The organism is Cupriavidus sp. BIC8F (genome assembly GCF_032465815.1).
Lineage (GTDB): Bacteria > Pseudomonadota > Gammaproteobacteria > Burkholderiales > Burkholderiaceae > Cupriavidus > Cupriavidus necator.
On record NZ_CP136095.1, the window covers coordinates 1,189,656 to 1,214,938 of the forward strand.

Genomic DNA, 25,283 nt, shown 5'->3' on the forward strand with positions numbered 1-25,283 from the left:
GCGGCGACATCACCAATGGGTGGCCCGAGGCACGGAGGCGGCGCGGGAAGCTGTGGTTCAACACCGTTCGATGAGGCATCTCGATGCAATCACCGGTTGGAAGAATTCTGGATCTCGATCCAAATCAGAAAAAGCGATAAATTGGAATCGATATATATTCCCTATGGGAATGCGCTAGGGTTTGGGAGGCGATGGGGTGATGACATTCAAGCAACTGGAAGCGATCTTCTGGGTCGTGCAGCTCGGCGGCTTCGCGCAGGCCGCGAACAAGCTGCACACTACGCAGTCGGCCGTATCGAAACGGGTGCAGGAGCTGGAGGCGCTGTTCGATACGCCCTTGTTCGACCGCTCGTTGCGCACGGCGCGGCTGACGGAAAAGGGCGAAGAGATGTTCCTGCTCGCCAGACGGCTGCTCGAGCAGCGGGATGCAGCGGTCGAACAGTTCCAGCGCCCCGAGGTCCTGGAGCGGCACGTGCGGATCGGGGTCACCGAGCTGACAGCGATGACCTGGCTGCCGCGCCTGGTGAGCGCGATCCAGGCCAGTTATCCGCGGGTCATCATCGAGCCGCACGTCGATGTCAGCGTCATGCTTCGCGACAAGCTGCTTGCCGACGAGGTGGACCTGATGGTCGTTCCTGAGGTCTTCAACGATCAGCGGTTCTTGTCCAGGCGCGTCGGCGTGGTCGAGAACGCCTGGATGTGCAAGCCTGGACTGGTGGGCCGACGGCGTCGGCTGCGCATGCACGAGCTGACCGCGCATCGGTTGCTGACTCAGGATGACCGCTCGGGAACCGGTCAGCTCTACAACCGCTGGCTCCGTTCGATCGGCGTGAACACGGAGAACACGGTCTTCAGCAACAGCGTGGTGGCACTCATCGGCCTCACGGTCCCGGGGATGGGGATCAGCTATTTGCCCCGGAAGTGCCTGGCGCCGATGGTCGATACGGGGGCGCTCGAGGTGCTTACGGTGACCCCTGCCTTGCCGCCGGCAACCTATGCCGCCATCTGCAAGAGTGATCAGCGCAGCAAGCTTGTGTCGTCCATCGCCATGCTGGCCCAGGAGACCTGCGACTTCGGGCAGATGTTCCAGACCGGGTGATCGGCTGGCGTGCGTTCGGCCTGGCCGTATGGCCCGTTCGATAAATCCGGATTGTCCTCCGGTGCCGCTATCCCGCACTCTAGCCCTGTTTGATAAACCGACCGGGGCGACACAGTCAGCGCGCCGGCGACATGGAGACGGTGATATGTGCGTTCAAGCGGGCGAGGCCATGCTGGCCGGTATGAAGTGGATCACGTGCGGAGCGCTCGGACTGGCGTTTTCCGCGGGGGCGCTGGCAGCGGATGCATATCCGTCCAAGCCCATCACGCTGGTGGTGCCGTTCTCGGCCGGTGGCCCGACGGATGTGGTGTCCCGGGCGCTTGGGCAGGCCATGTCGAAGGATCTCGGGCAGAGCGTTGTCGTGGAAAACAAGCTCGGCGCCGGCGGCACGGTGGCGGCCGCATTCGTGGCGCGGGCGCAGCCCGACGGCTACACCATCCTGATCCACCACAATGGCATGGCGACGGCGCCGGCGCTGTACAAGAAGCTCACCTACAGTCCGCTGAAGGATTTCGAGTACATCGGGCAGGTGGCGGATGTGCCGATGACGCTGCTGGGCCGCAAGGATCTGCCGCCGGCCAACGCGGCGGAGCTGATCAAGTACGTGGCGCAGAACAAGGAGAAGGTCTCGCTGGCCAATGCCGGCCTTGGCGCGGTTTCGCAGCTATGCGGCCTGCTGTTCGAGGAGGCAGTCAAAGTCAAGATGACCTCCGTTCCCTACCAGGGCACCGGGCCCGCGCTGACGGCCTTGCTGGGCGGGCAGGTGGACCTGTTGTGCGACCAGACCACCTCGACCCTGTCGCATATCAACGCCAATCGCGTCAAGCTGTATGGCGTGACGACGCCGAGCCGCATCAAGGCGCTGCCCAATGCGCCGACGCTGCAGGAAGGCGGCCTGAAGGGCTTCTCGATGAAGGTCTGGCATGGGATCTATGCGCCCAAGGGCACGCCGCCCGCGGTCACCGCCCGGCTGACCAAGGCGCTGCAGCAGGCACTGAAGGATCCTGCCGTCGCCAAGCGGCTTGACGACCTGGGTGCGGAGCTCGTGCCGGTAGACAAGCAGACGCCGGAGGGGCTGCGGACCTGGCTCAAGGCGGAAAGCGACAAGTGGCAGCCGTTGCTGAAGACCATGAAGGTGGAGGCCGACTGACGTCCTGCAGCCGGTAGCGCGCCAGCGCTTCCGTTCCATTGGAGCTTGAATATGCGCCGCGCGGCGATGGCTGCGCGGCGTCCTTGCGTTTACGCGGCGATTTCTTCGGCGCGGAGCTCCGGGTTAACACCGCAGTAGTAGCCCCAGGCATGCCGCCCCTTGATAGCAGCAGCGGAATTTTCTATTTCACCGTTCCCACGGTTGCTCGCTACCATCGTCTCAAAGGGTTGACGCGCAATGCGCCACCCAACCAAAACTATCTACGTGGAAGAGACATGAAACGCTTGCTTGCTCAAGTGGGGATCGGTGCGCTCATTTCGTTCAGCGCGCACGCCCAGGCTGCTTATCCCGACCATCCCGTCCGAATGGTCGTCGGCTTCGCCGCCGGTGGCAGCACCGACGTGGTGGCGCGCATCGTGGCGAACAAGCTCGGCGCCTTGCTCGGGCAGTCGGTCGTGGTGGAAAACAAGGCGGGTGCCGGCGGAACCATTGCGACCGACGTGGTCGCCAAGAGCCCGGCGGATGGCTACACGCTGTTGTTCGGCACCAGTTCCCACGCCATCAACGCCACGCTTTACAAGAAGCTGCCGTATGACCCCGTCAATGCGCTGGTGCCGGTATCTGTGGTCGCGGGAGTGCCGATGGTGCTGGCGGTCAATCCTTCGGTGAAGGCGAATACGGCCAGGGAACTGGTAGAGGACATCAGGAAGAATCCTGGCAAGTACAGCTACGGTTCCGCAGGGAAGGGTAGCGCCGTCCATATGGCGGTAGAGTTGCTGCAGTTCCAGGAACACCTGAAGCTTACCCATGTTCCGTTCCGTGGCGCCAGCCAGGCGATCCAGTCGGTGATTTCCGGCGACGTCCAGTTCATCACCGATGCAGTGTCGACAGCTGCGCCCATGATCCAGTCCGGTCGCCTGAAGGCGCTCGCAGTCACGACTGCCACGCGTTCCAGCGTGCTGCCGGACGTGCCGACGATGAAGGAAGCGGGCTACACGAACTATGAAACGTCGCTGTGGAACATGGTGATGGTGCCAAAGGGCACGCCGGCCCCGGTCATTGAAAAGCTGAGCGCTGCCTTGCAGACGGCAGTCAAGGACCCTGAGGTGCGTCAGCGCATGGAAAAGATCGGCGTGCAGCCCATCGTCGATTCCACTCCGGACAAGGCGGCCAGGTTTGTCCAGGCTGAGACGCGCCGGTGGGCCGAGGTCATCAAGGCCGCCAACATCGAACTGGACTGAACTGCCGCTGGCACCGTATCAGGCGCTGATCCAGGATGCACCGGGCCATGCGCCGTCGAGCACCAGCCGCTTCATCAATGCCACCAGCTCGGCGCAGACGAAGCTGGCTGCGGGTGTCAGCCTGCGGGTGGCCGCGTGCGCCAGCACGATGCGGCGCGACAGGTTGGGCGACACGATGGGCGCGCCCGCCAGCGCGCCAGTCTCCATCTCCTCGGAAATCGCGGAGCTCGGCAGGACCGTGTGGCCGAACCCTTTGCCGACCAGGTTTTTCTGAACCGCCAGCGAGTTGGTCTCGACCGCTACTACCGGGGTGATGCCGGCAACCGCGCAGGCATGCTCGACCACGCTGCGCAGCCCGTGCGAGGCATTGGGCAGGACCAGCGGCAGGTCGCGCAGGCTCTCGACGGTTTGTTCCTTGCCTGGCGCAAGGGTGCCAGCCGCTCCGACCAGGTAAAGCTGCTCATCGAGCAGGGCTTCTACCTGCAGTCCGGGAGAACTCTTGGTGTCGTAGAGCAGGGCGACCTCCACGTCGCCGGCCTCGAGCCACTGCAGCAGGTTTCCCGCGTAGCCGACGTTGATGCGTACTACCAGTTGCGGATGCCTGGCCTTCACCGTGGCAACCAGCTCCGCTGCCAGCAGTTCGCAAGTGCTTGGGAGTAGCCCGATGACTGCAGTGCCTGTAATCGCGCCAGACGCCGGCGTGATCTCTGCCTTGGCCCGATCGAGTTCCTGCAGCGCCCTGCGGCCGTATTCGACCAGCGTGCGGCCGGCGTCGGTCAGGACCATGCCATGGCGCTCGCGCTCGAACAGTTCGACGCCTAGTTCCTCCTCGAGCAGGCGAACGTGCCGGGAAACCGCCGGCTGCACTATGCGCAGGAGCTCGGCAGCCTTGGTGGCGCTGCCGGTTTCGGCGATGGCTAACAGGGCGCGAAGCTGCTTGATGTCCATATCTGTAGAGGCCCTTGGCCGGCATTCAACTTCGTGATTGCAGGCATCAATTAATTGTATTTCATACTTCCAGCTAGTCAACTCTATGATAGCAAACGTTGTCCCCCCGCTTTCCCCTTTCTTAACTTGCGCACTATGACGACAAACAACTCAGAGCCTCTTGCCTGGCAAGAGGACATCTTCCAGGTCTTTAAACAGAACGGCGTCCGCCAGGTGGCCTACGTGCCGGACGCCGGCCACTCGCATGTCATCCGACGCGCCAAGGCCGACCCCGAAATCCGCGACGTGGTGCTGACCACCGAAGAAGAAGGCGTGGGCGTTGTCAGCGGCGCCTGGCTCGGCGGGGAACGCGCGGTGCTGCTGATGCAGAGCAGCGGCGTCGGCAACTGCGTGAACATGTTCTCGCTGCTGGAGAGCTGCAAGTTCCCGTTCTTCACCCTGGTGACCATGCGCGGCGAGTACGCCGAGTTCAATCCCTGGCAGAACCCGATGGGCCTGGCCACCCAGCGTGCGCTGGAACTGATGGGCATCACGGTCTATCGCGTGAATTCGCCGGAAGAGGCCGCCGAGCTGGTCGACGCCGGCCTGGTCTCCGCCTTCGACGCTGGCAACCGCGTTGCCGTTCTCCTGTCCCAGAGCCTTATCGGCCGCAAGAAATGGATGCGCTGATCCTATGACTACCTCTACCTCCAAGCCTGGCATCGACCGCCGCAAGTTCGTTGCCGAACTGCTGAAACAATTTCCTGACGCGCTCGTGGTTTCGGGCCTCGGTTCGCCCTCGTACGACGTGTTTGCCGCTGGCGACCGCCCCGGCAACTTCTACCTGTGGGGCGCTATGGGCGGTTCCACCTCGCTGGCTCTCGGGCTTGCCATCGCACAACCCGAGAAGACCGTGATCGCCATCACCGGCGACGGCGAGCAGCTGATGGGCATCGGCAGCCTGGCGACTGCGGCGGCGCAACAGCAGAAAAACCTGAACATTGTGATTCTCGACAATGGCCACTTCGGCGAGACCGGCATGCAGCAGAGCCACACCAGCCTGGGTACCAACCTGGCCCAGGTGGCGAAGGCTGTCGGCGTGCCGACAACGCTTGAGATTTCCGATATCGATGAGCTGGGCAAGCTCGCGCAAGCCATCAACAAGGCCGACGGCATGACCGTGGCGCAGGTCTACATCTCGACCGACGAGCCGCAGCGGGCGCTGCCGCCGCGCGATGGCACCTTCGTCAAGAACCGCTTCCGCGAGCATCTCGGCTTCGTGCCGTTCTAGCCTGCCAACCCGAACCCGGACAGCACGCCATGAAGCAGTATCAAATGTTCATCGACGGCGCCTTCGTCAATGCGAGCGACGGCCGCTGGTTTGAGACCCAGAATCCCTATACGGGAAAGGCCTGGGCCGAAGTCGCCCGCGGCACCGCAGCGGATATCGACCGCGCCGTGCAGGCGGCCGACCAGGCGTTCCGCACCGGCCCGTGGTCAGAGATGACTGCGACACAGCGTGGCGCCTTGCTGCGCAAGCTCGGTGACCTGATCGCAAGGGACGCCGAGCGGCTGGCCGAGTTCGAAGTGCAGGACAACGGCAAGCTGCTGGCGGAGATGGGCGCCCAGCTCAAATACCTGCCGCAGTGGTTCTATTACTTCGGCGGGCTGGCAGACAAGATCGAAGGCACGGTCATTCCGCTCGACAAGAAGGGCTACTTCAACTACACCCGGCGCGAGCCGCTGGGCGTGGTGGCGGCCATCACGCCGTGGAACTCGCCGCTGATGCTGCTGGCGTGGAAGATCGCGCCCGCGCTCGCGGCGGGATGTACCGTGGTGGTGAAGCCGTCGGAGTTCACCTCGGTGTCGGCGCTCGAGCTTGCGCTGCTGTTCGAGGAAGCGGGCTTTCCCGCGGGCGTCTTCAACGTCGTGACCGGGTTTGGTGCCGAGGTGGGCTCGCCGCTGGTGACGCATGCGCTGGTCAAGAAGGTGACCTTTACCGGATCGGACGCCACCGGACGCGTGATCAACCAGCAGTGCGCGGCGCAGTTCAAGCACGTGAGTCTTGAGCTTGGCGGCAAGTCGCCGAACATCGTCTTCAGCGATGCCAACCTGGATGACGCCGTCAATGGCGCCGTCTCCGGCATCTTCGCCGCGAGCGGCCAGACCTGTATCGCCGGTTCACGGCTGCTGCTGCAGGAAGACATCCACAATGTCTTCGTCGAGAAGCTGCTGGCGCTCGCCAGCACAGCAAAGCTCGGCAACCCGATGAATGCCTCCACGCAGGTGGGGCCCATCACCACGCCCGCGCAATACGAAAAGGTGCTGTCGTATATCCAGATCGCGCAGGACGAAGGGGCGGAGCTGCTGCTCGGGGGCAAGCCGGCGTCCTGCGGCGAGGGATGGTTTGTCGAGCCGACCATCTTCGCCAGGGTCTCGCCGAAGATGCGCATCGCGCAGGAGGAGGTGTTCGGGCCGGTGCTGTCCATCCTGAAATTCAGGGACGAAGCCGAAGCCATCGCGATTGCCAATGACAGTTGCTATGGCCTTGGGGCCGGGGTCTGGACCTCGGATATCGGCCGCGCCTTCCGTATGTCGGAGAAGATCCAGGCCGGCACGGTATGGGTCAACACCTATCGCGCGGTCAGCTTCATGTCGCCGTTCGGCGGGTACAAGGACTCCGGCCTCGGCCGGGAAAACGGCATCGCCGCGATCGAGTCGTACCTGCAGACCAAGAGTGTGTGGATCAACACGGGAGCGGCTACGGGTAATCCGTTCACGATCCGCTGATTGTGTCTTACCGAAGCCTGTGGCGGGGGGCGCTTGTTTTCTCCCCTCTCCCATTTATGGGAGAGGGGAGGTGAAACGCGTTATGACAGCGCGTCGTCAGGGCTCCCGCCCGCTGCCTGTGCCACCTCGATCAGTTCGTCAATCAGCGCTTTCGCGCAGCCGGGCAGGCCTTCCAGTTCCCGCACGATCACGGCACGCTCCCGGAGCGCCCACGGTTCGTGCAGCTCGATGATCTCGATTTTCATCGTCTGCCGGTGGCGCAACGCGGCCGATAACGGCACCACGCCAATGCCGACACCAGCCTCGATCATCCGGCACATGGCTTCAAAGCTGCGGATCTGGATGCGGATCTGCAGCTTGCGCCGCTGGTCGCGGACCAGCTCGGTAAGAAACGCGTGCAGGGTGCTGCCTTCATGCAGGCTGACATGCTCGTAGTCGAGCGTGTCTTCAAAAGCGAGGTTCGGCTTCTGCGTCAGCGGATGGCCGACCGGTGTCGCCAGGACCAGCTTGTCGGTACTGAAATGGATGACCTCCAGCCCTTCCGAGTTCAGCGGTCCGGAGATGATGCCAAGGTCCGCGCTGCCGTCCAGCACGCCGCGGATGATGTCCCGCGTCAGGCGTTCCTGCAGGTCGACGGTGACGGCGGGGCGCTCTGACATAAAGCGCGCCAGCACCTCTGGCATGAACTCCGTCACGGCGGTGGTGTTCGCAAAGATGCGGATATGACCGACCGAGTCCTTGGCGTATTCCTCGAACTCGCTTTTGACATGCTCGAACTGGCGCTCGATCACCCGGGTATGCCGCAGCAGGCGCTCGCCGGCCGGGGTCAGGGCCAGGCCCTTGCTCTCGCGATAGAAGAGGCGGGTGCCCAGTTGGTCTTCCAGTGCCTTGAGCCGCGCGCTGGCTGCGGCGGGCGACAGAAATGCCTTGCGCGCCCCGCGCGACAGGTTTTCCTCCTCGGCGATGCGTGCAAACAGCCTCAGGTCGGCAAAGTCGAAATGCATATGTACTCCTTCTGCTGAACTTTACCAAGGCGTCAAACATGTCGCAAACCGGCAGGTCTTCGGTGTTTTCGGCGCAGACGAATGGCAGCTTCGAGAAAACGAGATTTACCCAAGCCTGCGTCGCTGCGAGACTTGCTCCGAGGCGAACCGCATCGCCGACCGAATCCCAGTCGTTCGTTGCCGCCATGGCAGTCCGAACGCAATCCTTCCCCCCGAAAAGGCTGCTATGCGTCCCCTCGATGGCATTACCGTGGTTTCCCTGGAGCATGCAATCGCTGCGCCATTCTGCACCCGCCAGCTCGCGGACCTGGGCGCGCGCGTGATCAAGATCGAGCGGCCCAAGGTCGGCGACTTTGCCCGCGGCTATGACGAAAGAGTGGACGGCATGTCGTCGCACTTTGCCTGGACCAACCGTTCGAAGGAAAGCCTGGCGCTGGACCTGAAGCACCAGGAGGCGCCCGCCATCCTGCAGAAGATCCTGGACCAGGCGGATGTGCTGGTGCAGAACCTGGCGCCGGGCGCCGCCGACCGGCTCGGGCTGTCATATGAAGCGCTGTCCCGGCGCTATCCCGGCATCGTTGTCTGCGACATCTCTGGCTATGGCAACGACGGCCCGTACCGGGACAAGAAGGCCTACGACCTGCTGATCCAGGCGGAGTCCGGCTTCGTCTCGATCACGGGCACCCCGGAAAGCCCGTCCAAGGCAGGCTGCTCGATCGCGGATATCGCCGCCGGCATGTACGCCTACACCAATATCCTGGCGGCGCTGCTGCAGCGCGGCAAGACGGGCAAGGGCGCCCATATCGACGTATCGATGCTGGAAAGCATGGTCGAGTGGATGAGCTATCCGCTCTACTACGCCTTCGACGGCGCCACGCCGCCGCCGCGCGCGGGCGCCTCGCACGCGACCATCTTCCCTTATGGCCCGTTCACGGCAGGCGATGGCAAGACCATCATTCTCGGCCTGCAGAATGAGCGCGAGTGGGAGACCTTCTGCCGGGTGGTGCTGGAACGGCCGGAGCTGACGAGCGACGAGCGCTTCGTCACCAACTCCCTGCGCGCCAGGAGCCGCGTCGAGCTCACGCAGATCATCACCGACGTCTTCGCCGCGCTCGACATCGACCAGGTGGTCGAGCGGCTGGAGCGCGCCCAGATCGCCAACGCCCGCATGAACGATATGCGCGATGTCTGGAACCACCCGCAACTCAAGGCACGCGAGCGCTGGACATCGGTCCGCTCTCCCGTGGGCGTGATCCCGGCACTGCTGCCGCCCGGCATGCCGAATGCCTTCGAGCCGCGCATGGACGCCATCCCGGCGCTGGGTGAACACAGCGAGCACATCCTGCGCGAGCTCGGCTACACCGGCGACGACGTATCGCGGCTGCGCACGGAAGGCGCCATCTGACCTCATTCCGGAAGGGCGCGTGCTTTCCGTCCAAGCGAATGGCTCGTTCCGAAGTTTCGAATTGGAAGCGGCTCCTGCACCGTGCATAGTGGAAGCCAGGCAATCAGACCAGAGAGATGTGATGGACGTTGTGAAGCTCAAGGAATGGATTGGCAGGACGGCGGAAAGCCAGGACGAGATCACGGCATATCCCGTCAAGGCGCTCGCAGCGACCCTGGACTACGATCACCGGGCACCCGTTCACGGAGATGCCATTGCGCCGCTCTGGCACTGGCTCTATTTCCTGCCGCTGCACCGGCAGTCCGAGCTGGGTCCGGACGGCCATGCCAGCCGCGGCGGCTTCCTGCCGCCAGTGCCGCTGCCGCGACGCATGTGGGCCGGCGGCCGCCTCTGGTTCCACCAGCCGCTGCGCATCGGCGATGCTGCGACCAAGGTCTCGCGCATTCTCGATGTGAGTGCGAAGAGCGGCCGCAGCGGCTCGCTCGCCTTCGTGACGGTCGAGCACAAGTATTCCGGTGCCAACGGGCTCGCGGTGACTGAAGAACACGACATCGTCTACCGCGAGAACGCAACGCCGAATGCGCCTGCACCGGAACCGGTTCCGGCGCCGACGGGCGAAGAATGGGTGCATGAGGTGGCGACGGATCCCGTCCTGCTGTTCCGCTTCTCCGCGCTGACCTTCAACGGCCATCGCATCCACTACGACAAGCAGTACGTGACCGCAGTCGAGCACTACCCGGACCTGATCGTCCACGGCCCGCTGCAGGCGATGCTGCTGCTCGAGCTGGTGCGCAAGAACCTGCCGGATGCAGTGGTCAAGAGCTTCTCGTTCCGGGGCGTGCGGCCGACCTTCGTGCCCCAGCGCATTTTTGTCTGCGGCAAGCGCAACCAGGTCGGCAAGACCGTCGAGCTGTGGATCCGCCATGAAGACGGCGCCCTCGCGATGAGCGCGACCGCTGAACTGAACTAACCCCAAAGTTGTTGGAGACCAGGCTGTGCAGAACAGAATCGATGAATACCAGGAAATCCGTGAAGCCGTGCGCGATCTGTGCGGCCAGTTCTCGTCGGAGTACTTCCGCAAGATTGACGAGGTCCGCGGCTACCCTGAAGAGTTCGTGAATGCGCTGACTGCGGCCGGCTGGCTGGCAGCGCTGATCCCGGAGGAGTATGGCGGCTCGGGCCTGGGCCTGACCCAGGCGTCCGTCATCATGGAAGAAATCAACCGTGCCGGCGGCAACTCTGGCGCCTGCCACGGCCAGATGTACAACATGGGCACGCTGCTGCGCCATGGCTCGGCCGAGCAGAAGAAGCTGTACCTGCCCAAGATCGCCAGCGGCGAACTGCGCCTGCAATCGATGGCCGTGACCGAGCCGACCACGGGCACCGACACGACCAAGATCAAGACCACCGCCGTGCGCAAGGGCGACAAGTATGTCGTCAACGGCCAGAAGGTGTGGATCTCGCGCGTCCAGCATTCGGACCTGATGATCCTGCTGGCCCGCACCACGCCGCTGGCCGAGTGCAAGAAGAAGTCGGAAGGCATGTCGATCTTCCTGGTGGACCTGCGCGAGGCCATCGGCAAGGGCCTGACGGTGCAGCCCATCCTCAACATGGTCAACCACGAGACCAATGAGCTGTTCTTCGACAACCTGGAAATCCCGGCGGAGAACCTGATCGGCGAGGAAGGCAAGGGCTTCAAGTACATCCTCGACGGCCTCAACGCCGAGCGCACGCTGATCGCCGCCGAGTGCATCGGCGACGGCTACTGGTTTATTGACAAGGTGACCAAGTACGTGAACGAGCGCATCGTCTTCGGCCGGCCGATCGGACAGAACCAGGGCGTGCAGTTCCCCATCGCCAAGGCCTTCGTCAATGTGGAAGCCGCCAACCTGATGCGGTTCAAGGCGGCGAAGCTGTTCGATGCGCACCAGCCGTGCGGCGCCGAAGCCAACATGGCGAAGCTGCTGGCCGCAGATGCGTCGTGGGAAGCGGCCAATGCCTGCCTGCAGTATCACGGCGGCTTTGGCTTCGCGGCGGAGTACGATGTCGAGCGCAAGTTCCGAGAAACCCGCCTCTACCAAGTGGCGCCGATTTCGACCAACCTGATTCTCTCCTACGTCGGCGAGCATATCCTGGGGATGCCGCGGTCGTTCTGAGGTTTTGCTTCCGTGGTCTCTGGCCGCTCGTGACCCCTCACGGAGTCCGCATTACCGATTGTGTGCACCCTCTCCCGCTTGCGGGAGAGGGGCGGGGTGAGGGCCAGGGATGTCACGAAGTCAGCCGCCCGGCGGGGTGTGCCACGGACTGCCCCATCACCCCGGCCCTGGCCTGCCTATATGCTCAGCGTTTGCGGCAAGCTCAGTTCTCCTGCCACGGCATCTCTTTCCACAGTTGACGAAAGCCCGCCTCGGCCCGCTCCAGTTCGGCGCTGTAGGCTGCCGGCGCAAGGTAGCGCAACGGCGCATACATCGCTTCGGCCTGCTGGCGGAACTGCGGATCCGCGACCACGCGCGCCATCGCCTCCACCAGTTTCTTCCTGACCGGTTCAGGCAGGCCCTTGGGCGCCGCCAGGCCGCGCAGCGAAGCCAGCTCGATGTCGAAGCCCTGTTCGCGGAAGGTGGGCACGTTCGGGGCCAGTGCTGCCCGTGTTGCGCCCATCTGGCCAATGAACTTGATCGGCGAGCCGCCTTTCTGGTACTGCAGCGCTTCGCCCACGTTGATGGCACCGATGGTGAGCTGCTGCCCGACCAGCGCCGCGCGGACGTCGCCTGCGCCCTTGTAGCCGACATGGGTCAGCTTGACCCCCGCAGCCTTCTCGAACAGCAGCATGGCAAGGTGGTCGTCCGAGCCGACGCCGGTGGTGCCGACTGACACCTCTCCAGGATGCGCCTTGGCATGGCGCACCAGCGCGGCCAGCGAGTCAATGCGATTGCCGTTGTGTACCGTGAAGCCGCCCGGATCGTCGACCAGGTTGCCGATCAGGTCGTAGCTGCGCCAGGTGAAGGTGGTCTTGCGCTCGATGGGAATGGTCAGCAGGTTCGGCGTGTTGATAAAGCCGATGGTGTAGCCGTCCGGCGCGGACCGTGCCAGTTCAGCGAAGCCGATGGCGCCGCCCGCGCCGGGCTTGTTCTGCACCACCACGGTGGCACCGCCGAGTTGCTTCTCGAGGTGGCGGGCCAGCAGGCGTGCCACCAGGTCCGTCCCGCCCCCGGGACCGTAGGCCACGATCATCTGGACAGGACGGTTGGGATAGGGCGCCTCTGCCCTGGCGCCGGCCGTGGCGGCGAGGCCGCACGCCAGTGCGAGCGCGCCAGCAAGCCGAAGCGGGAAGCTCCGGCGCCCTTGGTTTAGGGTCGGGTGCATGGTAAGTGTCTCCTCGCCGGTCTCGTTGCCGGCATGTCTTCGATGATGAGTGCTTCGCTACGGCGTGACCGTTGACACTGGCGCCCGCATCGCCGCCGCAATGCGCAGGCGTGCTCGCGGCCAGACTTCGGGGTTGACCAGCCGCTCCGGCCGCTCGCCACTGGCCAGCAGCGTGACGATCTGGGTGGCGGCCAGCTCGGCGTTCCTGCGCCGCGCTTCGTGCGTGACGCCGGCGGTGTGGAAGGTGGCGACGACGTTGTCCAGCCCGAGCAAGGGGTGGGCGCGTGGTGGCGGCTCCTGGTCCCACACGTCCAGACCGGCGCCGGCAAGATGGCCGCTGGCCAGTGCCGCATGCAGCGCGCCCTCATCGTGGATGCCGCCGCGCGCGGTGCTGACGAAGATGCTGCCCGGCCGCATCGCGGCAAAGGCGGCGCCATCCATCATGCGTAGCGTGGTGGCGTCGCGCGGGCAATGCAGCGAGACGACGTCGGCACTGCCCAGCAATTCCTCGAAGGACACGGCCTGTGCGCCGCGTGCGGACAGCTCCGCCGCATCCAGCGCTGGGTCGCAGCCGATCACGCGCATGCCGAAGGCGCGGCCGAGTGCGGCGACGCGGCGGCCGGCGTGGCCCACGCCGACCAGGCCGAGCGTGCGGCCGCGCAGTTCGTGGCCCATCAGGTCCTCACGGCTCTCGCAGTTGTGCGCGCGCAGGCTGCGGTCGGATTCGGCGATGCGGCGCAGTACCGCGAGTATCAGGCCCAGCGTCATCTCCGCCACCGAGTCGGCATTGCCACCGGCCTGGTTGAGCACCGCGACGCCTGCTTCGGTGCAGGCATCGATGTCGATGGTGTCGCAGCCGGAGCCGCTGGACGACACCGCCAGCAGGTCCGGGCAGCGCGCCAGCAGCGCGGCGTCGGCGAACCAGCGGCGCGGGATCTCGTCCTTGGCGGCCGAGATCTGGTAGACATGGGCGCCGGACAGCCGGTCCCAGGCGGCGGCGTCGGCGCCTTCGCGGGCGCAGGTGTGCAGCGTCAGGCCTGGCGTGGCCGTAATGATGCGGTCAAAGGCCGCGTCCAGCCAGTGGTCGAAACGGACCACCGTGCCGGCGGCAGGCATCGGCAGGACGGGCGCGTTCATACGACCACCCCCTTTTCGCGCAGCGTGCGCTCGACCCAGCTCCGATCGGCGCGACCTTGCGCGATCGATTCGAGCACCGCTGCTTCGGTGCGTTGTACGTTCTCCACGCGCGCGGCGATTTCCTCGGCGTCTTCGGCCGCAACGACCAGCAGGCCGTCGCCATCGCCCAGCACCAGGTCACCGGGGCGCACCACCATGCCGTCGATGCAGACGGGCACATGCAATTCGCCGGGACCGTCCTTGTAAGGACCGCGGTGCGAGACCCCCCGCGCATACACAGGCAGCGTTTCCTTGCCAATGGTGTCGCTGTCGCGGATCAGGCCGTCGATGACGAAGCCCGCTGCGCCGCGCGCGATCGCCAGCGCCAGCATGATCTCGCCGATGATGGCATTGGGACCGGTGCCGCCCGCATCGACCACGATCACGTCGCCGGGGCCGCAGAGGTCGAGGGCCTTGTGCACCATCAGGTTGTCGCCCGGGCGCGTGCGCACGGTGAGGGCGCGGCCGGCCATGACGCCATCGCGTCGGTGATAGGGCCGCAGCCGCGTGGTGCCGACGGTGCGGCTCATTGCGTCGCTGACATTGGCCACCGGGAAGCTGCGGTAGCGTTCCAGCAGCGCGTTGCTGACGGTCGGCGCCGGCTTGGGGTGGATGCGGAAGCCGTGAAGCGTGCTCATCGATAAGTCTCCGGGTGAGGGGGCATGTGGGGTAGTGAAGCGGCAAGCCGGATGCAGGCAGGGCCGATATCTGCCAGCCGGGACAGGCCGAGCATCGCCATATCGCGTGAGATCTCGGCCTGCAACAAGTCGATGGCGTGCGCCACGCCGGGGGTGGACCCCACAGTCGCCGCATAGGCGAACGGCCGGCCGACGAAGACGCAACGCGCGCCGAGCGCGAGCGCCTTGATCACGTCGGTGCCGCGGCGTACGCCGCTGTCGAGCATCACCGGCAGGTCGGGCACGGCGTGCACGATCTCGGGCAGGACGCGCAGCGGTGCGATGGCGCCGTCCAGTTGCCGGCCGCCGTGGTTCGAGACGATGATCCCGTCGACGCCGTGGCGGCGCGCTAGCAGCGCGTCTTCCGCGGTCAGGATGCCCTTGACCACCAGCGTGCCTTTCCAGCGCCGGCGGATGGCTTCAAGGTGCGTCCAGGTGAAATGCGCGCGGTCGGAGAAGTCGCGCAGCACGCGCGACGACAGGATGGGCGCGCCGCGGTGCGCATAGGCGTTCTCGAAATGCGGCATGCCGTGCCGCAGCAGCGTGCGCGCAAAGGTGCCGAGCAGCCAGCGCGGATGCGTGATGCCTTGCCATGCCAGGCTCGCGCTCGGGCGCAGCGGCGTCGAGAAGCCGGCGCGCACGTTGTTCTCGCGATTGCCCGCAACGGGCGTATCGACGGTGATCACCAGCGTCCCGACGCCTGCCGCGTCGACGCGCGACAACAGCCCGTCGATCTGCGCCATGTCGCCGGGCAGGTAGGCCTGGAACCAGGTGCCGGGCGCGGCTGCCATCACTTCTTCCAGCCGGATCAGCGATGACCCGCTCATGATCGCCGGTACCGCGGCCTGCTGCGCGGCCTGCGCCAGCACGATATCGCCGCGGTAAGCGAACAGCGCGGCAATGCCCATGGGCGCAACGCCGAACGGGGCGGCATAGCGCCGGCCGAACAGCTCGAAGCCCAGTTCGCGCGTGGCCACGCCGGCAAGCACGCGCGGCCGCAGCGAGATCTCGGCGAAGGCGTGGCGGTTTTGCGCCAGCGAGACGCTGTCCTCCACCGCGCCGCTGACATAGGCGTACAGCGGCCGGGGCAGGCGGCGGCGGGCGAGCGGTTCAAGGTCGTTCAGCGAAAGCACTTGGCTGCGCAGGGTACCTGCGCCGCTTGCGGTTGCGGTCGTCACGCGCGGTGCGGAAGCGGTGTTGACGGCATCTGTGGCGCGGTCAGCGGCGTTGTCCGCAGCAGGGGCATGGAGAGCTGACATGATCGATATAGGGAGCCAGGGCGACGACCAGGCTTCAATCTAGCAACCGCAAGGGATCGAAAAAAGCGAAAAATAACGAAGGTATAATTTCGCTTTTAGGAAACTAATAATTGCCGCGGCGCGGATCCCATGACCCTCAAGCAACTGGAAGCCTTCTACTGGGCCGCGACCTGCCTCAATTTCTCGGTAGCCGCTGAGCGCTGCCACCTGTCGGTGTCGTCGCTGTCCAAGCGGGTGGCCGAGCTCGAAACCTCCCTCGGCGTGCAGCTGTTCGACCGAAGCGGCCGCCGCGCCGAGCTGACGGCGCAGGGCGAGCAGATGCTGCCGCGTATCCGCGAACTGCTGCGGGTCGCCGCCGAGCTGCAGCAGTCAGCGGGGCAGAGCCGTGGCCTGCAAGGCCGTTGCCGCGTGGGCTTGGGCGAACTGAGCGGCCTGACCTGGCTGCCCCGGCTGGTACGGCAGACGGCCATCCGGCACCCCGAGCTTCAGCTCGAGCCCTACGTCGATATCGGTCAGGTGCTGGAGCAGCGCCTGGAAGATGGCGAACTCGACCTCGCGGTGATCGCCGGGCCGTCATCGCGCAGCAGCCTCGCGTCGGAACGGATCGCGCAGGTCGACTTTGTCTGGGTCGCGAGCGAGTCTTTTATCGGCCAGACCGGCACCGACGATCCGCGGCGGCTGATGGCGGAGCAATTGCTGCTGTCTCTGCCGGTCGGCGCGGGCGGCACCCGGGTGCTCGACCAGTGGCTGGCCACCCGTGGCATGGCGGTCAACCGTCGCCTGGTGTGCAACAGCTGGGGCGCCGTGGCCGGCATGGTGGCGGAGGGACTGGGCTTCGCCTTCATGCCCAGGCAATGGGCCGAAGCGCTGGAAGCGCGCGGGGTGTTGCAGATCCTGAAGAAGGGCGGCGCGCTGGAACCGCTGCACTATGTCGTGCAATGGCGTCGCGACGACGCGCGCCTGCTGATCACGGAAATGCGCGACGTCATCAAGGACGTGATCGAATTCCAGGCGCCGCGTTGCCTGGTGTAGACCGGTCTCGCAGAGTAAATTCGTCTCATGGTGCGCAGATTTCTCACACGTCAGTACTTCGGCCGTCTCTGTGAGTGGCGGTGGGTGCACGGACGGCAAGCCTGGAACGGCATTTGCGTGGATATCATCAACCCGCCGGCAGATGGCGGGCCCTGAACAGCGCCGCGGGACATGCATCTGCCATGGCCCATGCCGGATGACCGCGGCTGTCATGGAGACGACCATGCCAAGGGCATCGAGCATAGCCCAAGCCAGGGCAGACAAGAGAGCAGGCAAGTCGCCGACCACCCAGGCCGGCCATTTCGTTCACGACGAAATCGAAGCCGTGCGAAAAGGTAAGCACGGCGTGCGCTCGGCCAAGCAGGCCATAGCGATCGGCTTGTCGGAGGCGCGCCGCGCGGGCGTCGACGTACCGCCGAAGAAGGGCGCGACCAAGGCGGAAACCAAGTCCGCCGCCGCCAAGGCTGCGCCGCGACGTGCGAGTTCAGAGAGCACGGCCAAGCGCTCCCAGGCTGCGCTCAAGGCACTCAAGCGCGAGAGCACTGCCGGCGCTTCTCCCAAGGCGCTGTCTGCCCAGGCAAAGAGCGCGGCAAGCAAGCGCACCGCGACCGATCGCTCGGCTGCGGCGAAGAAGGCTGCGAGCACCAAGGGTGCTGCCGGTCGCTCCGAAGCGGCCCGCAAGGCCGCTCGCACGCGTGCGGCAAGGAAGGAGTCAGCGCGTTAGCGCCGCTGCCTTACAGGCCCGCACATCCGTTGCGGAGCCGCGGGTCTTGAATCACCGTTTGGGTGCTCCCCCTCCCGCAAGTGAACCGCCCCCCGGAAGTTGGAGACAACTGTTGGGGGGCTGACATGGGCAAGTGCGCCGAGCAGTTCAAGCTGTCGGCTTCGCTGCACGCGAGCGCAGCGATGACACTGACGGCCGGCGGCGGCGGGGCTTCATGGCGGGGCGAGAAATTCCGAAATCCGTTCCCACATCACTGGCGGGTTCGAATACATCGGGAAATGCCCGCATCGCGGAATCTCAGCGAGTTCTACGCCGTTGCGCTGCAGCAGTTCCAGGTAGGACAGCGTAGCGTTCTGCTCGCCATACATGAACATCCGCGGGCAGGGCAGTCCCAGGAACTTCGTCATCAGGTCGCCGTGATCGGCCAATGCCACCATGGATTCGAAGATGCCTCGAACCGCGTCAGCGCGAACCTTGTGCCGCAGGCTCGCCGCATACAGCGGACTGGAAAAGTAGGGGGACTGCCAGGTACGGTCAATGAAGTCCGCAAAGAAGGCTTCGGCGTCATCCGTGCGGTGCGAGATGATCTGCCGGCTCAGGAAGCAGTCCTCCGGCGCCACATTGCCTTCAATGTCGATGAAACTGAGGACCCGGTCCGGGACGCGATGAGCCAGCATGAGGGCCGTCAGCCCGCCCATGGAATGCCCGACCAGTTGAAAGCGCTGGACACCGTAGTGGTCCAGCACGGCGAGGGCGATATCGACAAGGAAGGGAATCGAAACCCGCGACAGGTCTTCGCAGGCCGTTTCCCCGCAGCCGGGCGCGTCGTACGCGATGATCGCGCGGTGCGCGAGCCGGGGATGCAGTACGACGTCCGCATAGTCCTCCTTGGTCGATCCGAAGCCATGCAGGAAGACAATGGGAGGACCTTTGCCCACCGAACGCAGGCAGGACAGGTCGATGCTGACGCCATCCACGGATAAGGGCAGGCGTTGCTTGATGAGTGCTGTTGGCAATGACACGCTGGTGACCTCGGCGGGCAGATGGGAACAGGGGGCAGGCTGTGACGATCGTGCCGGCCTGGCTGGTTGGCGTAAAGGCTGCCTAGTCCTTTAGTGACAGGCAGAACTGCCGGATTGCCTGACACGCCTGGCGCAGCGACTCGGTGTCGAGGGCATAGGCAATGCGGATATACGGGCCCAGCCCGAACGCGCTGCCATGCACGACCGCCACATTGGCTTCATCCAGCAGCGCTCCGGCGACATCCTCGTCGGTGGCCAGCAAGGTACCTGCGGCCGTGCGTCGACCCAGGATGCCTCCGCACGATGCGAATGCGTAGAACGCGCCCGCAGGCACCGGGCATGCCAGCCCCGGGGTCTCGTTGAGCATGCTGACCATCAGGTTGCGGCGTTCCTTGAACACGGCACGTGACCCCCGGATGAAGTCCTTCGGCCCGTTCAGCGCGGCCAGTGCGGCATGCTGGGAGATCGAGGAGGCGCCGGAGGTCTGCTGGCCCTGGACCTTCTCCATCGCTTCCAGCAGCCAGCGCGGTCCGGTGCCGAAGCCGATGCGCCAGCCAGTCATGGCGTAGGCCTTGGACACGCCGTTCATGGTCAGCGTGCGCGAGGCAAGGCGCGGTGCCACCGCCGCGATGGTATGGAAGCCGGCACTGTCGAAGGTCAGGTGCTCGTAGATATCGTCCGACAGCACCAGCACATGCGGGTGGTCCAGCAGGACCTCTGCCAGCGCCGCCAGTTCATCCCGCGTGTAGACAGCGCCGGTAGGATTCGATGGCGAATTCAGGATGAGCCAGCGCGTCCGGGGGGTGATGGCGCGGGCCAGCGCGTCGGGCGTCAGCTTGAAGCCGACATCCGCGCCACACGACACGATGACGGGAACTGCCCCGGACAGCTGGACCATCTCCGGGTAGCTGACCCAGTAAGGCGCTGGCACGATCACTTCGTCCCCGGCATTCAGCGTCGCCGACAAGGCGTTGTAGATCACCTGCTTGCCGCCGGTGCAGACGATGGTGTCCTGCCAGCCCACGTCAAGGCCATTCTCGCCCTGGAACTTGGCGGCAATCGCCTCGCGCAGCGGGCGCATGCCTGCCACTTGCGTGTAGCGCGTATGGCCCGCACGGATCGCTTCGATCGCGGCGTCACAGACATGTGCCGGGGTGTCGAAATCGGGTTCGCCGGCGCTCAGCGAAATGATTCGCGCGCCGGCGGCTCGCCGCGCCGCCACGCGATCCATGATCTTGTAAGTCGCCGAAGCCTGCGCGCTGGCCAGGTTGACGTTCAGTCGTGCAAGGTCGGGCTGCATCACGCTTTCCTCTGCAGGGTGTGATAACCAAGGGCCTCACGCGCTTCGCCCAGCGTCTTGCCGCCGGCGATGTGCTCGCGGATCGTTGACTCGACCGCCTCGATCTTCCGTGCCAGTTCGGCGACTTCACGCGCGCGTTCGCGCGGCACCACCACGACGCCGTTGGCATCGGCCACCACGATGTCGCGCGGACAAACGCGGGCGGTGCCGATCGAGACCGGGGTGTTGACGGCTTCGACCTGGACCCGGTCCTTGCCGGTGCGCATGAAGCGCCCGCGCGTGAAGAGGGGATAGCCGTCGCCCAATGCCCTGGAGACGTCGCGGCAAACGCCGTCGATCACGGTGCCGGCAATGCCGCGGGCGCCGGCGTATTGCGTCATGATGTCGCCCCAGACCGTGCAGTCGGTGCGGCTGTCGTTGTCGATGACCACCACGTCGCCGGCGGCCACATCGTCAATGAAGTCCCCGACCGTGCCCGGCGGCGTGCTTGCCGACACATACCTGACCGTGTAGGCTGGCCCGACCACGGTCTTGCGGTAGTTGTCCAGCGGCGCAATGCCCAGGCACTGGCCCGGCAGCCCGAGCTTGTCCATGGCGTCAGAGACGCCCGGCGTATCCAGGCCCTCGAACAGGGCAACCAGTTCCTTGTCCAGCGCGCTCATTTTGCTTCCTTTGCGTTGATGGCTTCGAATTCCTTGTCGTGCATGACTTCGGCCACCGAGCGGCCGGCACGTACAGCCTGGACCATGCCGTCCTGGCGGCGGGCGATGCGCTCGCCCAGGTCCAGCACTTCCTCGATACGCGCTGCGGGCACGAATACCGTGCCGCAGCGGTCTGCAATCACGTAGTCGTCCTGGTTCACGACGACGCCGCCAAAGACCACTGGTTCGCCGGATCCCACCTGCACCACGCGATTGCGCGCGCTGATCATGGTCACGCCGCGGCCGAAGACCGGGTAGCCGATGGATTCGCTGCCCTCGATGTCGCGGCTGACGCCGTCGATCACGGAGCCGCGGATCTTCTTCGCGGTCGCCGCGTTGGCGAGGATGTCGCCCCAGCAGGACACGCCCTCGATACCACCGGCAATCACCAGGATGCGGTCGTCGCTCCGGACTTCGGCGATGACGGGGGAAATCAGATGTACTGTCGGCTCCGCATCGGCTTTCGGTCCGAGCTGGATGGTGCTGGCTCGGCCGACGATCTTCGGGCAGTCCCAGAGCGGCCGGATTCCGTAGGTGGCGCCGGGCAGGTCAAGAAAATCGAGCGCATCGGAAACGGTGTTCGTGTCCAGGGAAGCAAGGCGGTCAAGCAAGGCGGCTGTCATGCTGGGGTCGACTCAGGTTGCAAGGCTTTCACTTTGGGCGCTACAGTTGAATCTGTAAATTCCGAAGATTGGAACCTTTCCATACGCTCAACGTATCAGAGAGAAATGATCAACTTCAGACTGGTTCGACATCTGTGGCTCTTCCTGGCGGTTGCGGAAGAAGAGCACTTCGGGCGTGCCGCAAAGCGGCTGGGCATGTCCCAGCCGCCGCTGACGGAGCAGATCCAGACGCTGGAGAGTGTGCTGAAGGTCAAGCTGTTTGAGCGGTCGCGCCGAGGCGCAAAGCTGACACCCGTCGGTGCCGCGATACTGCCGGCAGTGCAGAAGTTCGCCGAGCAACTGGAGCGGCTCGAACTGGCGGTGAGAGAGGCGGTTCAGGGGCAGAGCGGCATGCTGACCATCGGCGCCATCTCGTCGGCCATGGTCGATACGTTGCCGGGACTGATCGAGTATCTCAAGGCACAGCATCCGCAGCTAACCATCTCCGTCAAGGAAATTGACAGCGTGGAGGCCGTGCCGGCCCTCGAGAGGGGCGACGTGGACCTGGCGTTTGCCCGGCTCGAAGGGCATCTGGGCGCATCCATCCAAGCCGTGCCGCTCAAGGAAGACCGTCTCGCCGTTGCCCTGCCGAGGACGCACCGCTTGGCCGAGATGCCCCGCATTCGCCTGGCTTCGTTGGCGGATGAGGCCTTCGTCATCTTCTCCAGGCACGTGAGCCCGGTCTACTATGACAGCCTCATCATGACCTGCAGGGAGGCCGGCTTCTCGCCCCGTGTCCTGCACGAAGTGAGAAGCGTCTCGTCCCAGATTGCCTTTGTCGGATGTGGGCAGGGGATTGCGCTGGTGCCTGCCTCACTGAAGAAAGCCGCGCCGGAGAATGTCGTGGTCAAGCCGCTGAAAGAGGCTGTCAAGGTGGTGACGACTGCGATGGCCTGGTCGACCAGCCGGGAGAATCCGATGGTTGAGGCCGCGATCGCCGCAATCTCGGCTGGAAGGGTTCGGGGAATGCCTCGGTAGTCAAGCATTCCGCAATCAATAGGTTTGGCAGAATGAAACGTTCTATTCATCGGAATTTACAGAACACTCCAAGCGGGTGAGAGTGCAAGCCTATGTGCCGCTGGCGAAGTTCTCGTGAGCAGGGCGAAACCCTAAGGCAATGGAGTCTGACCTTGGCTGCCTCAGCATTCGTTATCAATCCCGCTCCTCAACTGGCACCGGCGCGAGTTGTTGCAGCACTCCAGGACGTGGTTACCCCGCATATCAGTGACAACTTGCAACGGTTGTCGGGGGTGACCGGATTGACCCGCTTCCACCGCGGCAAGAAGCTTGTCGGGACGGCATTTACCGTCAAGGCCAGGCCTGGCGACAACCTTCTCATTTACAAAGCATTGATGGAGCTTCAGCCGGGGCACGTACTGGTGGTCGATGGCGGTGGCGATTGCACCAATGCACTGGTGGGCGAACTCATCATGCTGTATGCGCAGCAGAGAGGCTGCGCTGGCTTTGTGCTCGATGGCGCCATCCGCGATACCGCGGCGTTCCATGAAGCGGATTTCCCCTGCTATGCTCGCGGGGTCAGTCACCGTGGCCCCTACAAGCTTGGGCCAGGTGCGATGAACGTGCCAGTATCCGTGGGCGGCCAGGTGATTTCACCGGGCGATGTCGTGGTCGGCGATGAAGACGGCGTGGTGTCGTTCCCCGCCGCGGAGGCAGGTGCAATCCTCGATGCAGTAAGGGCTACTGCTATGAAGGAGAAAGCTATCAAGGCCGAGATCGGTACTGGACTGCGCGAGCAGGAATGGCTGCACAAAGTCCTTGTGCCGCACGGACTATAAGCAGGGCAAGTCAAGGGACGGTTCCCCCTGCCGGCCGGCTGCTGACACCGATGGTCTTTCACGTTGTGTATCCGAGGCTTCCCCATGGAAGCAACTTTGCCGACCACCCTGAATCGAGAGCCACAGATGCGATTGCCTCGCAAGCTGTTTCACATGGCCGCCCTGCTGGCCTCACTGGCTGCCGTCGGCCAGGCGCCCGCGGCGCCCTACCCGGATCATCCTGTCGAACTCGTGGTGCCGAGCGCGGCGGGCGGTGGTACTGACACGGTTGCGCGGGCCTTCAGCGAAGCCATGCGAAAGTATCTGCCGCAGCCGCTGATCGTGGTGAACAAGCCAGGTGCCAGCGGCGCAATCGGCATGACGGATGTGGCCCGCGCCAAGCCAGATGGCTACAAGCTCGGCATCATCATCGCCGAAGCCGTGATCGTCCCGCATCTCGGGCCGACCACCCTCGACGCCGCCGAGCTGGTGCCGATCGCGCGCCTGAATGCCGATCCGTCCGCGATCACGGTCAAGGCCGACGCGCGCTGGAACACCATCGAGGCGTTCCTTGAATTCGCCAAGGCGCACCCGGGGGAGGTGCAGGTCGGGAATTCCGGCCCCGGCTCGATCTGGCACCTGGCGGCGACGGCGCTGGAGGACAAGGCGCACGTCAGGTTCAATCATGTGCCGTTCTCCGGTGCGGCGCCGGCCCTGGTGGCGTTGATGGGCGGGCATATCGACGCGGTGGCCGTCAGTCCCGCCGAGGTATCGGCCTATGTGGCCGCAGGCAAGGTGAAGACGCTCGCGGTGATGGCGGAGCAGCGTGTCAGGGGTTTCGAGAGCGTTCCGACGCTGCGTGAGCGCGGTATCGACCTCTCGATCGGCACATGGCGCGGCCTGGCCGCGCCCAAAGGCACGCCACCTGAAGTGCTCGAAACCCTTGCGGCCGCCAGCCGCAAGGCGGTGGCGGATCCGGTCTTCGTGGCGGCGCTGCGCCGGCAGAACCTGGGCATTGCCTATGCCGACGCGGCGACCTTCAAGGCGATGATCGCGGCAGACAACGCGGTGATGAAGGCACTGGTGGCCAAGACCAACCTCCGCAAGTGAGGCAGCGCGTCCGCATCGATCCAGAAGCGCCAAGGGCGGCAGGGGGCTCAAGACAGGCGGGCAATCTCCTCAAGTAGCGCAGTCTCCATCGCATCGATCGGCGCGCGTGCGCAGCCGGTGTAGAACTCGACCTGGGCGCACGCCTGGTGCAGCATCATGCGCGTGCCGTCGATGGTGCGGCAGCCAAGCGCGGCGGCATCCCGGATCAGCTTGCTCCTGACCGGAATGAACGCAGCGTCCATGACGATCAGGTGTGCGGCGAGCTGTCCGGCGACGGGGTTGACATCGGGGGCGCGAAAGCCGGCGGCGGTCGCGTTGGCGAGCATGTCGAAATCCGCCGCGCGGAAGTCCGTCAACGCGCCGCCAAAGCGCAAGCCAAGTGAGGCGGCCAGTTCCTCGCCGCGCGCCGCGGTGCGGTTGAACACGGTCACGCTGGCGCCGGCCTCGCGCAAGCCATAGGCCATCGCCCGCGCCGCGCCGCCCGCGCCCAGCAGCGCAATGCGCTTGCCGGCCACTTCCGTCACCTCCTGGAACGCCCGGACGGCGCCGATGCAATCGGTGTTGTAGCCGGTCAGCACGCCATCGATATTGTTGATGGTGTTGACCGCGCCGATGGCGCGGGCGGTCTCGTCGAGATGGTCGAGATGCGCGATCACGGCCTGCTTGTGCGGCATCGAGACATTCATGCCGCGCACGCCGAGCGCGCGGATCGATTGCACGGCGCCGGGCACGTCCTGCACCCCGAAGCACACAAAGGTGTAGTCGATCCCGAGGGCCCGGTAGGCGGCATTGTGGATGCGCACATTGAAGGTGAAAGGCTCGCCCATGATCGAGCCGCACAGCGTGGGAATGGAACCGGGCATTGC

General features: G+C 65.0%; 25 protein-coding genes. 14 read left to right on the forward strand and 11 right to left on the reverse strand.

Translation table 11 applies throughout. The annotated features are described in order from the left end of the window. Positions 1 to 199: 199 nt before the first annotated feature. The 3 genes from RS901_RS25605 to RS901_RS25615 all read left to right on the forward strand — a co-directional run bounded on the left by RS901_RS25605 (position 200) and on the right by RS901_RS25615 (position 3,490). Positions 200 to 1,099 (forward strand): LysR family transcriptional regulator, encoded by a 900-nt coding sequence (locus tag RS901_RS25605; protein ID WP_316156941.1) that lies wholly within the window; start codon positions 200 to 202, stop codon positions 1,097 to 1,099. A gap of 145 nt (positions 1,100 to 1,244) precedes the next feature. Further along, positions 1,245 to 2,249, forward strand: coding sequence for a tripartite tricarboxylate transporter substrate-binding protein (locus RS901_RS25610; RefSeq protein ID WP_410054221.1), 1,005 nt, complete (start codon positions 1,245 to 1,247; stop codon positions 2,247 to 2,249). A 38-nt stretch (positions 2,250 to 2,287) separates the two neighbouring features. Beyond that, positions 2,288 to 3,490 carry a tripartite tricarboxylate transporter substrate binding protein gene (locus tag RS901_RS25615; protein ID WP_316156942.1) on the forward strand — a complete coding sequence of 401 codons (1,203 nt, stop codon included), beginning with the start codon at positions 2,288 to 2,290 and terminating at the stop codon, positions 3,488 to 3,490. A gap of 18 nt (positions 3,491 to 3,508) precedes the next feature. On the opposite strand, the gene RS901_RS25620 is transcribed toward RS901_RS25615, so the two are convergent. Next, positions 3,509 to 4,438 (reverse strand): LysR family transcriptional regulator, encoded by a 930-nt coding sequence (locus RS901_RS25620; RefSeq protein ID WP_316156943.1) that lies wholly within the window; start codon positions 4,436 to 4,438, stop codon positions 3,509 to 3,511. A gap of 135 nt (positions 4,439 to 4,573) precedes the next feature. Here RS901_RS25620 and RS901_RS25625 point away from each other — a divergent pair, with 135 nt between their 5' ends. Genes RS901_RS25625 through RS901_RS25635 form a run of 3 tightly spaced genes read left to right on the forward strand, consistent with a single transcriptional unit; the run spans position 4,574 to position 7,207 of the window. Further along, positions 4,574 to 5,107: a thiamine pyrophosphate-binding protein gene (locus RS901_RS25625; RefSeq protein WP_316156944.1), complete on the forward strand. Its 534-nt coding sequence runs from the start codon at positions 4,574 to 4,576 to the stop codon at positions 5,105 to 5,107. 4 nt (positions 5,108 to 5,111) lie between these two features. Further along, entirely contained in the window at positions 5,112 to 5,708 is a 597-nt protein-coding gene (locus RS901_RS25630) for a thiamine pyrophosphate-dependent enzyme (protein WP_316156945.1), read from the forward strand. Positions 5,709 to 5,737: 29 nt separating this feature from the next. Beyond that, complete coding sequence (locus RS901_RS25635) at positions 5,738 to 7,207, forward strand: aldehyde dehydrogenase (protein ID WP_316156946.1); 1,470 nt, start codon at positions 5,738 to 5,740, stop codon at positions 7,205 to 7,207. An 80-nt stretch (positions 7,208 to 7,287) separates the two neighbouring features. Here RS901_RS25635 and RS901_RS25640 read toward each other — a convergent pair whose 3' ends face one another. Next, complete coding sequence (locus tag RS901_RS25640) at positions 7,288 to 8,211, reverse strand: LysR family transcriptional regulator (protein ID WP_316156948.1); 924 nt, start codon at positions 8,209 to 8,211, stop codon at positions 7,288 to 7,290. Between the two features lie 226 nt (positions 8,212 to 8,437). Between RS901_RS25640 and RS901_RS25645 the strand changes: the two genes are divergently transcribed. The 3 genes from RS901_RS25645 to RS901_RS25655 all read left to right on the forward strand — a co-directional run bounded on the left by RS901_RS25645 (position 8,438) and on the right by RS901_RS25655 (position 11,772). Beyond that, positions 8,438 to 9,616 carry a CaiB/BaiF CoA-transferase family protein gene (locus RS901_RS25645; protein ID WP_316156949.1) on the forward strand — a complete coding sequence of 393 codons (1,179 nt, stop codon included), beginning with the start codon at positions 8,438 to 8,440 and terminating at the stop codon, positions 9,614 to 9,616. Positions 9,617 to 9,737: 121 nt separating this feature from the next. Beyond that, on the forward strand, positions 9,738 to 10,586 hold the full coding sequence (locus RS901_RS25650) for an FAS1-like dehydratase domain-containing protein (protein ID WP_316156950.1): 849 nt from the start codon (positions 9,738 to 9,740) through the stop codon (positions 10,584 to 10,586). A 25-nt stretch (positions 10,587 to 10,611) separates the two neighbouring features. Then, entirely contained in the window at positions 10,612 to 11,772 is a 1,161-nt protein-coding gene (locus tag RS901_RS25655) for an acyl-CoA dehydrogenase family protein (RefSeq protein ID WP_316156952.1), read from the forward strand. A 202-nt stretch (positions 11,773 to 11,974) separates the two neighbouring features. Here RS901_RS25655 and RS901_RS25660 read toward each other — a convergent pair whose 3' ends face one another. The 4 genes from RS901_RS25660 to RS901_RS25675 are packed head-to-tail and all read right to left on the reverse strand — an operon-like array spanning position 11,975 to position 16,091. After that, positions 11,975 to 12,979 carry a tripartite tricarboxylate transporter substrate binding protein gene (locus RS901_RS25660; protein ID WP_316156953.1) on the reverse strand — a complete coding sequence of 335 codons (1,005 nt, stop codon included), beginning with the start codon at positions 12,977 to 12,979 and terminating at the stop codon, positions 11,975 to 11,977. A 57-nt stretch (positions 12,980 to 13,036) separates the two neighbouring features. Beyond that, positions 13,037 to 14,116: a hydroxyacid dehydrogenase gene (locus RS901_RS25665; protein ID WP_316156954.1), complete on the reverse strand. Its 1,080-nt coding sequence runs from the start codon at positions 14,114 to 14,116 to the stop codon at positions 13,037 to 13,039. Then, entirely contained in the window at positions 14,113 to 14,793 is a 681-nt protein-coding gene (locus RS901_RS25670) for an RraA family protein (RefSeq protein WP_316156955.1), read from the reverse strand. Before RS901_RS25670 ends, RS901_RS25665 begins: the two co-directional genes overlap by 4 nt. After that, entirely contained in the window at positions 14,790 to 16,091 is a 1,302-nt protein-coding gene (locus tag RS901_RS25675; protein ID WP_410054222.1) for an alpha-hydroxy acid oxidase, read from the reverse strand. The genes RS901_RS25670 and RS901_RS25675 overlap by 4 nt, the downstream gene beginning before the upstream one ends. A gap of 129 nt (positions 16,092 to 16,220) precedes the next feature. Between RS901_RS25675 and RS901_RS25680 the strand changes: the two genes are divergently transcribed. Then, positions 16,221 to 17,123: a LysR family transcriptional regulator gene (locus RS901_RS25680; RefSeq protein WP_316156957.1), complete on the forward strand. Its 903-nt coding sequence runs from the start codon at positions 16,221 to 16,223 to the stop codon at positions 17,121 to 17,123. 223 nt (positions 17,124 to 17,346) lie between these two features. Continuing rightward, positions 17,347 to 17,847 carry a DUF6496 domain-containing protein gene (locus RS901_RS25685; protein ID WP_316157290.1) on the forward strand — a complete coding sequence of 167 codons (501 nt, stop codon included), beginning with the start codon at positions 17,347 to 17,349 and terminating at the stop codon, positions 17,845 to 17,847. A 212-nt stretch (positions 17,848 to 18,059) separates the two neighbouring features. Here the strand turns inward: RS901_RS25685 and RS901_RS25690 are convergent, their stop codons facing one another. From RS901_RS25690 to RS901_RS25705, 4 genes are all read right to left on the reverse strand, one after another. Continuing rightward, positions 18,060 to 18,869: an alpha/beta hydrolase gene (locus RS901_RS25690; RefSeq protein ID WP_316156958.1), complete on the reverse strand. Its 810-nt coding sequence runs from the start codon at positions 18,867 to 18,869 to the stop codon at positions 18,060 to 18,062. An 82-nt stretch (positions 18,870 to 18,951) separates the two neighbouring features. Next, complete coding sequence (locus RS901_RS25695; RefSeq protein ID WP_316156959.1) at positions 18,952 to 20,169, reverse strand: pyridoxal phosphate-dependent aminotransferase; 1,218 nt, start codon at positions 20,167 to 20,169, stop codon at positions 18,952 to 18,954. Further along, positions 20,169 to 20,831, reverse strand: coding sequence for an RraA family protein (locus tag RS901_RS25700; protein WP_316156960.1), 663 nt, complete (start codon positions 20,829 to 20,831; stop codon positions 20,169 to 20,171). Before RS901_RS25700 ends, RS901_RS25695 begins: the two co-directional genes overlap by 1 nt. Continuing rightward, positions 20,828 to 21,493 carry an RraA family protein gene (locus RS901_RS25705; RefSeq protein ID WP_316156961.1) on the reverse strand — a complete coding sequence of 222 codons (666 nt, stop codon included), beginning with the start codon at positions 21,491 to 21,493 and terminating at the stop codon, positions 20,828 to 20,830. The genes RS901_RS25700 and RS901_RS25705 overlap by 4 nt, the downstream gene beginning before the upstream one ends. 105 nt (positions 21,494 to 21,598) lie before the next feature. On the opposite strand from RS901_RS25705, the gene RS901_RS25710 reads away from it, so the two are divergent. From RS901_RS25710 to RS901_RS25720, 3 genes are all read left to right on the forward strand, one after another. Next, entirely contained in the window at positions 21,599 to 22,510 is a 912-nt protein-coding gene (locus tag RS901_RS25710; RefSeq protein ID WP_316156962.1) for a LysR family transcriptional regulator, read from the forward strand. A 152-nt stretch (positions 22,511 to 22,662) separates the two neighbouring features. Next, on the forward strand, positions 22,663 to 23,328 hold the full coding sequence (locus RS901_RS25715; protein WP_316156963.1) for an RraA family protein: 666 nt from the start codon (positions 22,663 to 22,665) through the stop codon (positions 23,326 to 23,328). Positions 23,329 to 23,454: 126 nt separating this feature from the next. Beyond that, positions 23,455 to 24,417 (forward strand): tripartite tricarboxylate transporter substrate binding protein, encoded by a 963-nt coding sequence (locus tag RS901_RS25720; protein WP_316156964.1) that lies wholly within the window; start codon positions 23,455 to 23,457, stop codon positions 24,415 to 24,417. 47 nt (positions 24,418 to 24,464) lie between these two features. Here the strand turns inward: RS901_RS25720 and RS901_RS25725 are convergent, their stop codons facing one another. After that, entirely contained in the window at positions 24,465 to 25,280 is an 816-nt protein-coding gene (locus RS901_RS25725; RefSeq protein WP_316156965.1) for a shikimate dehydrogenase, read from the reverse strand. Between the last annotated feature and the right edge of the window lie 3 nt (positions 25,281 to 25,283).

Excerpts from the sequence above, each read along its gene's own strand:
- RS901_RS25605 (WP_316156941.1), top strand. The coding sequence starts at position 200 with ATGACATTCAAGCAACTGGAAGCGATCTTCTGGGTCGTGCAGCTCGGC.
- RS901_RS25610 (WP_410054221.1), top strand. The coding sequence starts at position 1,245 with ATGTGCGTTCAAGCGGGCGAGGCCATGCTGGCCGGTATGAAGTGGATC.
- RS901_RS25620 (WP_316156943.1), bottom strand. The coding sequence starts at position 4,438 with ATGGACATCAAGCAGCTTCGCGCCCTGTTAGCCATCGCCGAAACCGGC.
- RS901_RS25625 (WP_316156944.1), top strand. The coding sequence starts at position 4,574 with ATGACGACAAACAACTCAGAGCCTCTTGCCTGGCAAGAGGACATCTTC.
- RS901_RS25630 (WP_316156945.1), top strand. The coding sequence starts at position 5,112 with ATGACTACCTCTACCTCCAAGCCTGGCATCGACCGCCGCAAGTTCGTT.
- RS901_RS25635 (WP_316156946.1), top strand. The coding sequence starts at position 5,738 with ATGAAGCAGTATCAAATGTTCATCGACGGCGCCTTCGTCAATGCGAGC.
- RS901_RS25640 (WP_316156948.1), bottom strand. The coding sequence starts at position 8,211 with ATGCATTTCGACTTTGCCGACCTGAGGCTGTTTGCACGCATCGCCGAG.
- RS901_RS25645 (WP_316156949.1), top strand. The coding sequence starts at position 8,438 with ATGCGTCCCCTCGATGGCATTACCGTGGTTTCCCTGGAGCATGCAATC.
- RS901_RS25650 (WP_316156950.1), top strand. The coding sequence starts at position 9,738 with ATGGACGTTGTGAAGCTCAAGGAATGGATTGGCAGGACGGCGGAAAGC.
- RS901_RS25660 (WP_316156953.1), bottom strand. The coding sequence starts at position 12,979 with ATGCACCCGACCCTAAACCAAGGGCGCCGGAGCTTCCCGCTTCGGCTT.
- RS901_RS25665 (WP_316156954.1), bottom strand. The coding sequence starts at position 14,116 with ATGAACGCGCCCGTCCTGCCGATGCCTGCCGCCGGCACGGTGGTCCGT.
- RS901_RS25670 (WP_316156955.1), bottom strand. The coding sequence starts at position 14,793 with ATGAGCACGCTTCACGGCTTCCGCATCCACCCCAAGCCGGCGCCGACC.
- RS901_RS25675 (WP_410054222.1), bottom strand. The coding sequence starts at position 16,091 with ATGTCAGCTCTCCATGCCCCTGCTGCGGACAACGCCGCTGACCGCGCC.
- RS901_RS25680 (WP_316156957.1), top strand. The coding sequence starts at position 16,221 with ATGACCCTCAAGCAACTGGAAGCCTTCTACTGGGCCGCGACCTGCCTC.
- RS901_RS25685 (WP_316157290.1), top strand. The coding sequence starts at position 17,347 with ATGCCAAGGGCATCGAGCATAGCCCAAGCCAGGGCAGACAAGAGAGCA.
- RS901_RS25695 (WP_316156959.1), bottom strand. The coding sequence starts at position 20,169 with ATGCAGCCCGACCTTGCACGACTGAACGTCAACCTGGCCAGCGCGCAG.
- RS901_RS25700 (WP_316156960.1), bottom strand. The coding sequence starts at position 20,831 with ATGAGCGCGCTGGACAAGGAACTGGTTGCCCTGTTCGAGGGCCTGGAT.
- RS901_RS25705 (WP_316156961.1), bottom strand. The coding sequence starts at position 21,493 with ATGACAGCCGCCTTGCTTGACCGCCTTGCTTCCCTGGACACGAACACC.
- RS901_RS25710 (WP_316156962.1), top strand. The coding sequence starts at position 21,599 with ATGATCAACTTCAGACTGGTTCGACATCTGTGGCTCTTCCTGGCGGTT.
- RS901_RS25720 (WP_316156964.1), top strand. The coding sequence starts at position 23,455 with ATGCGATTGCCTCGCAAGCTGTTTCACATGGCCGCCCTGCTGGCCTCA.
- RS901_RS25725 (WP_316156965.1), bottom strand. The coding sequence starts at position 25,280 with ATGCCCGGTTCCATTCCCACGCTGTGCGGCTCGATCATGGGCGAGCCT.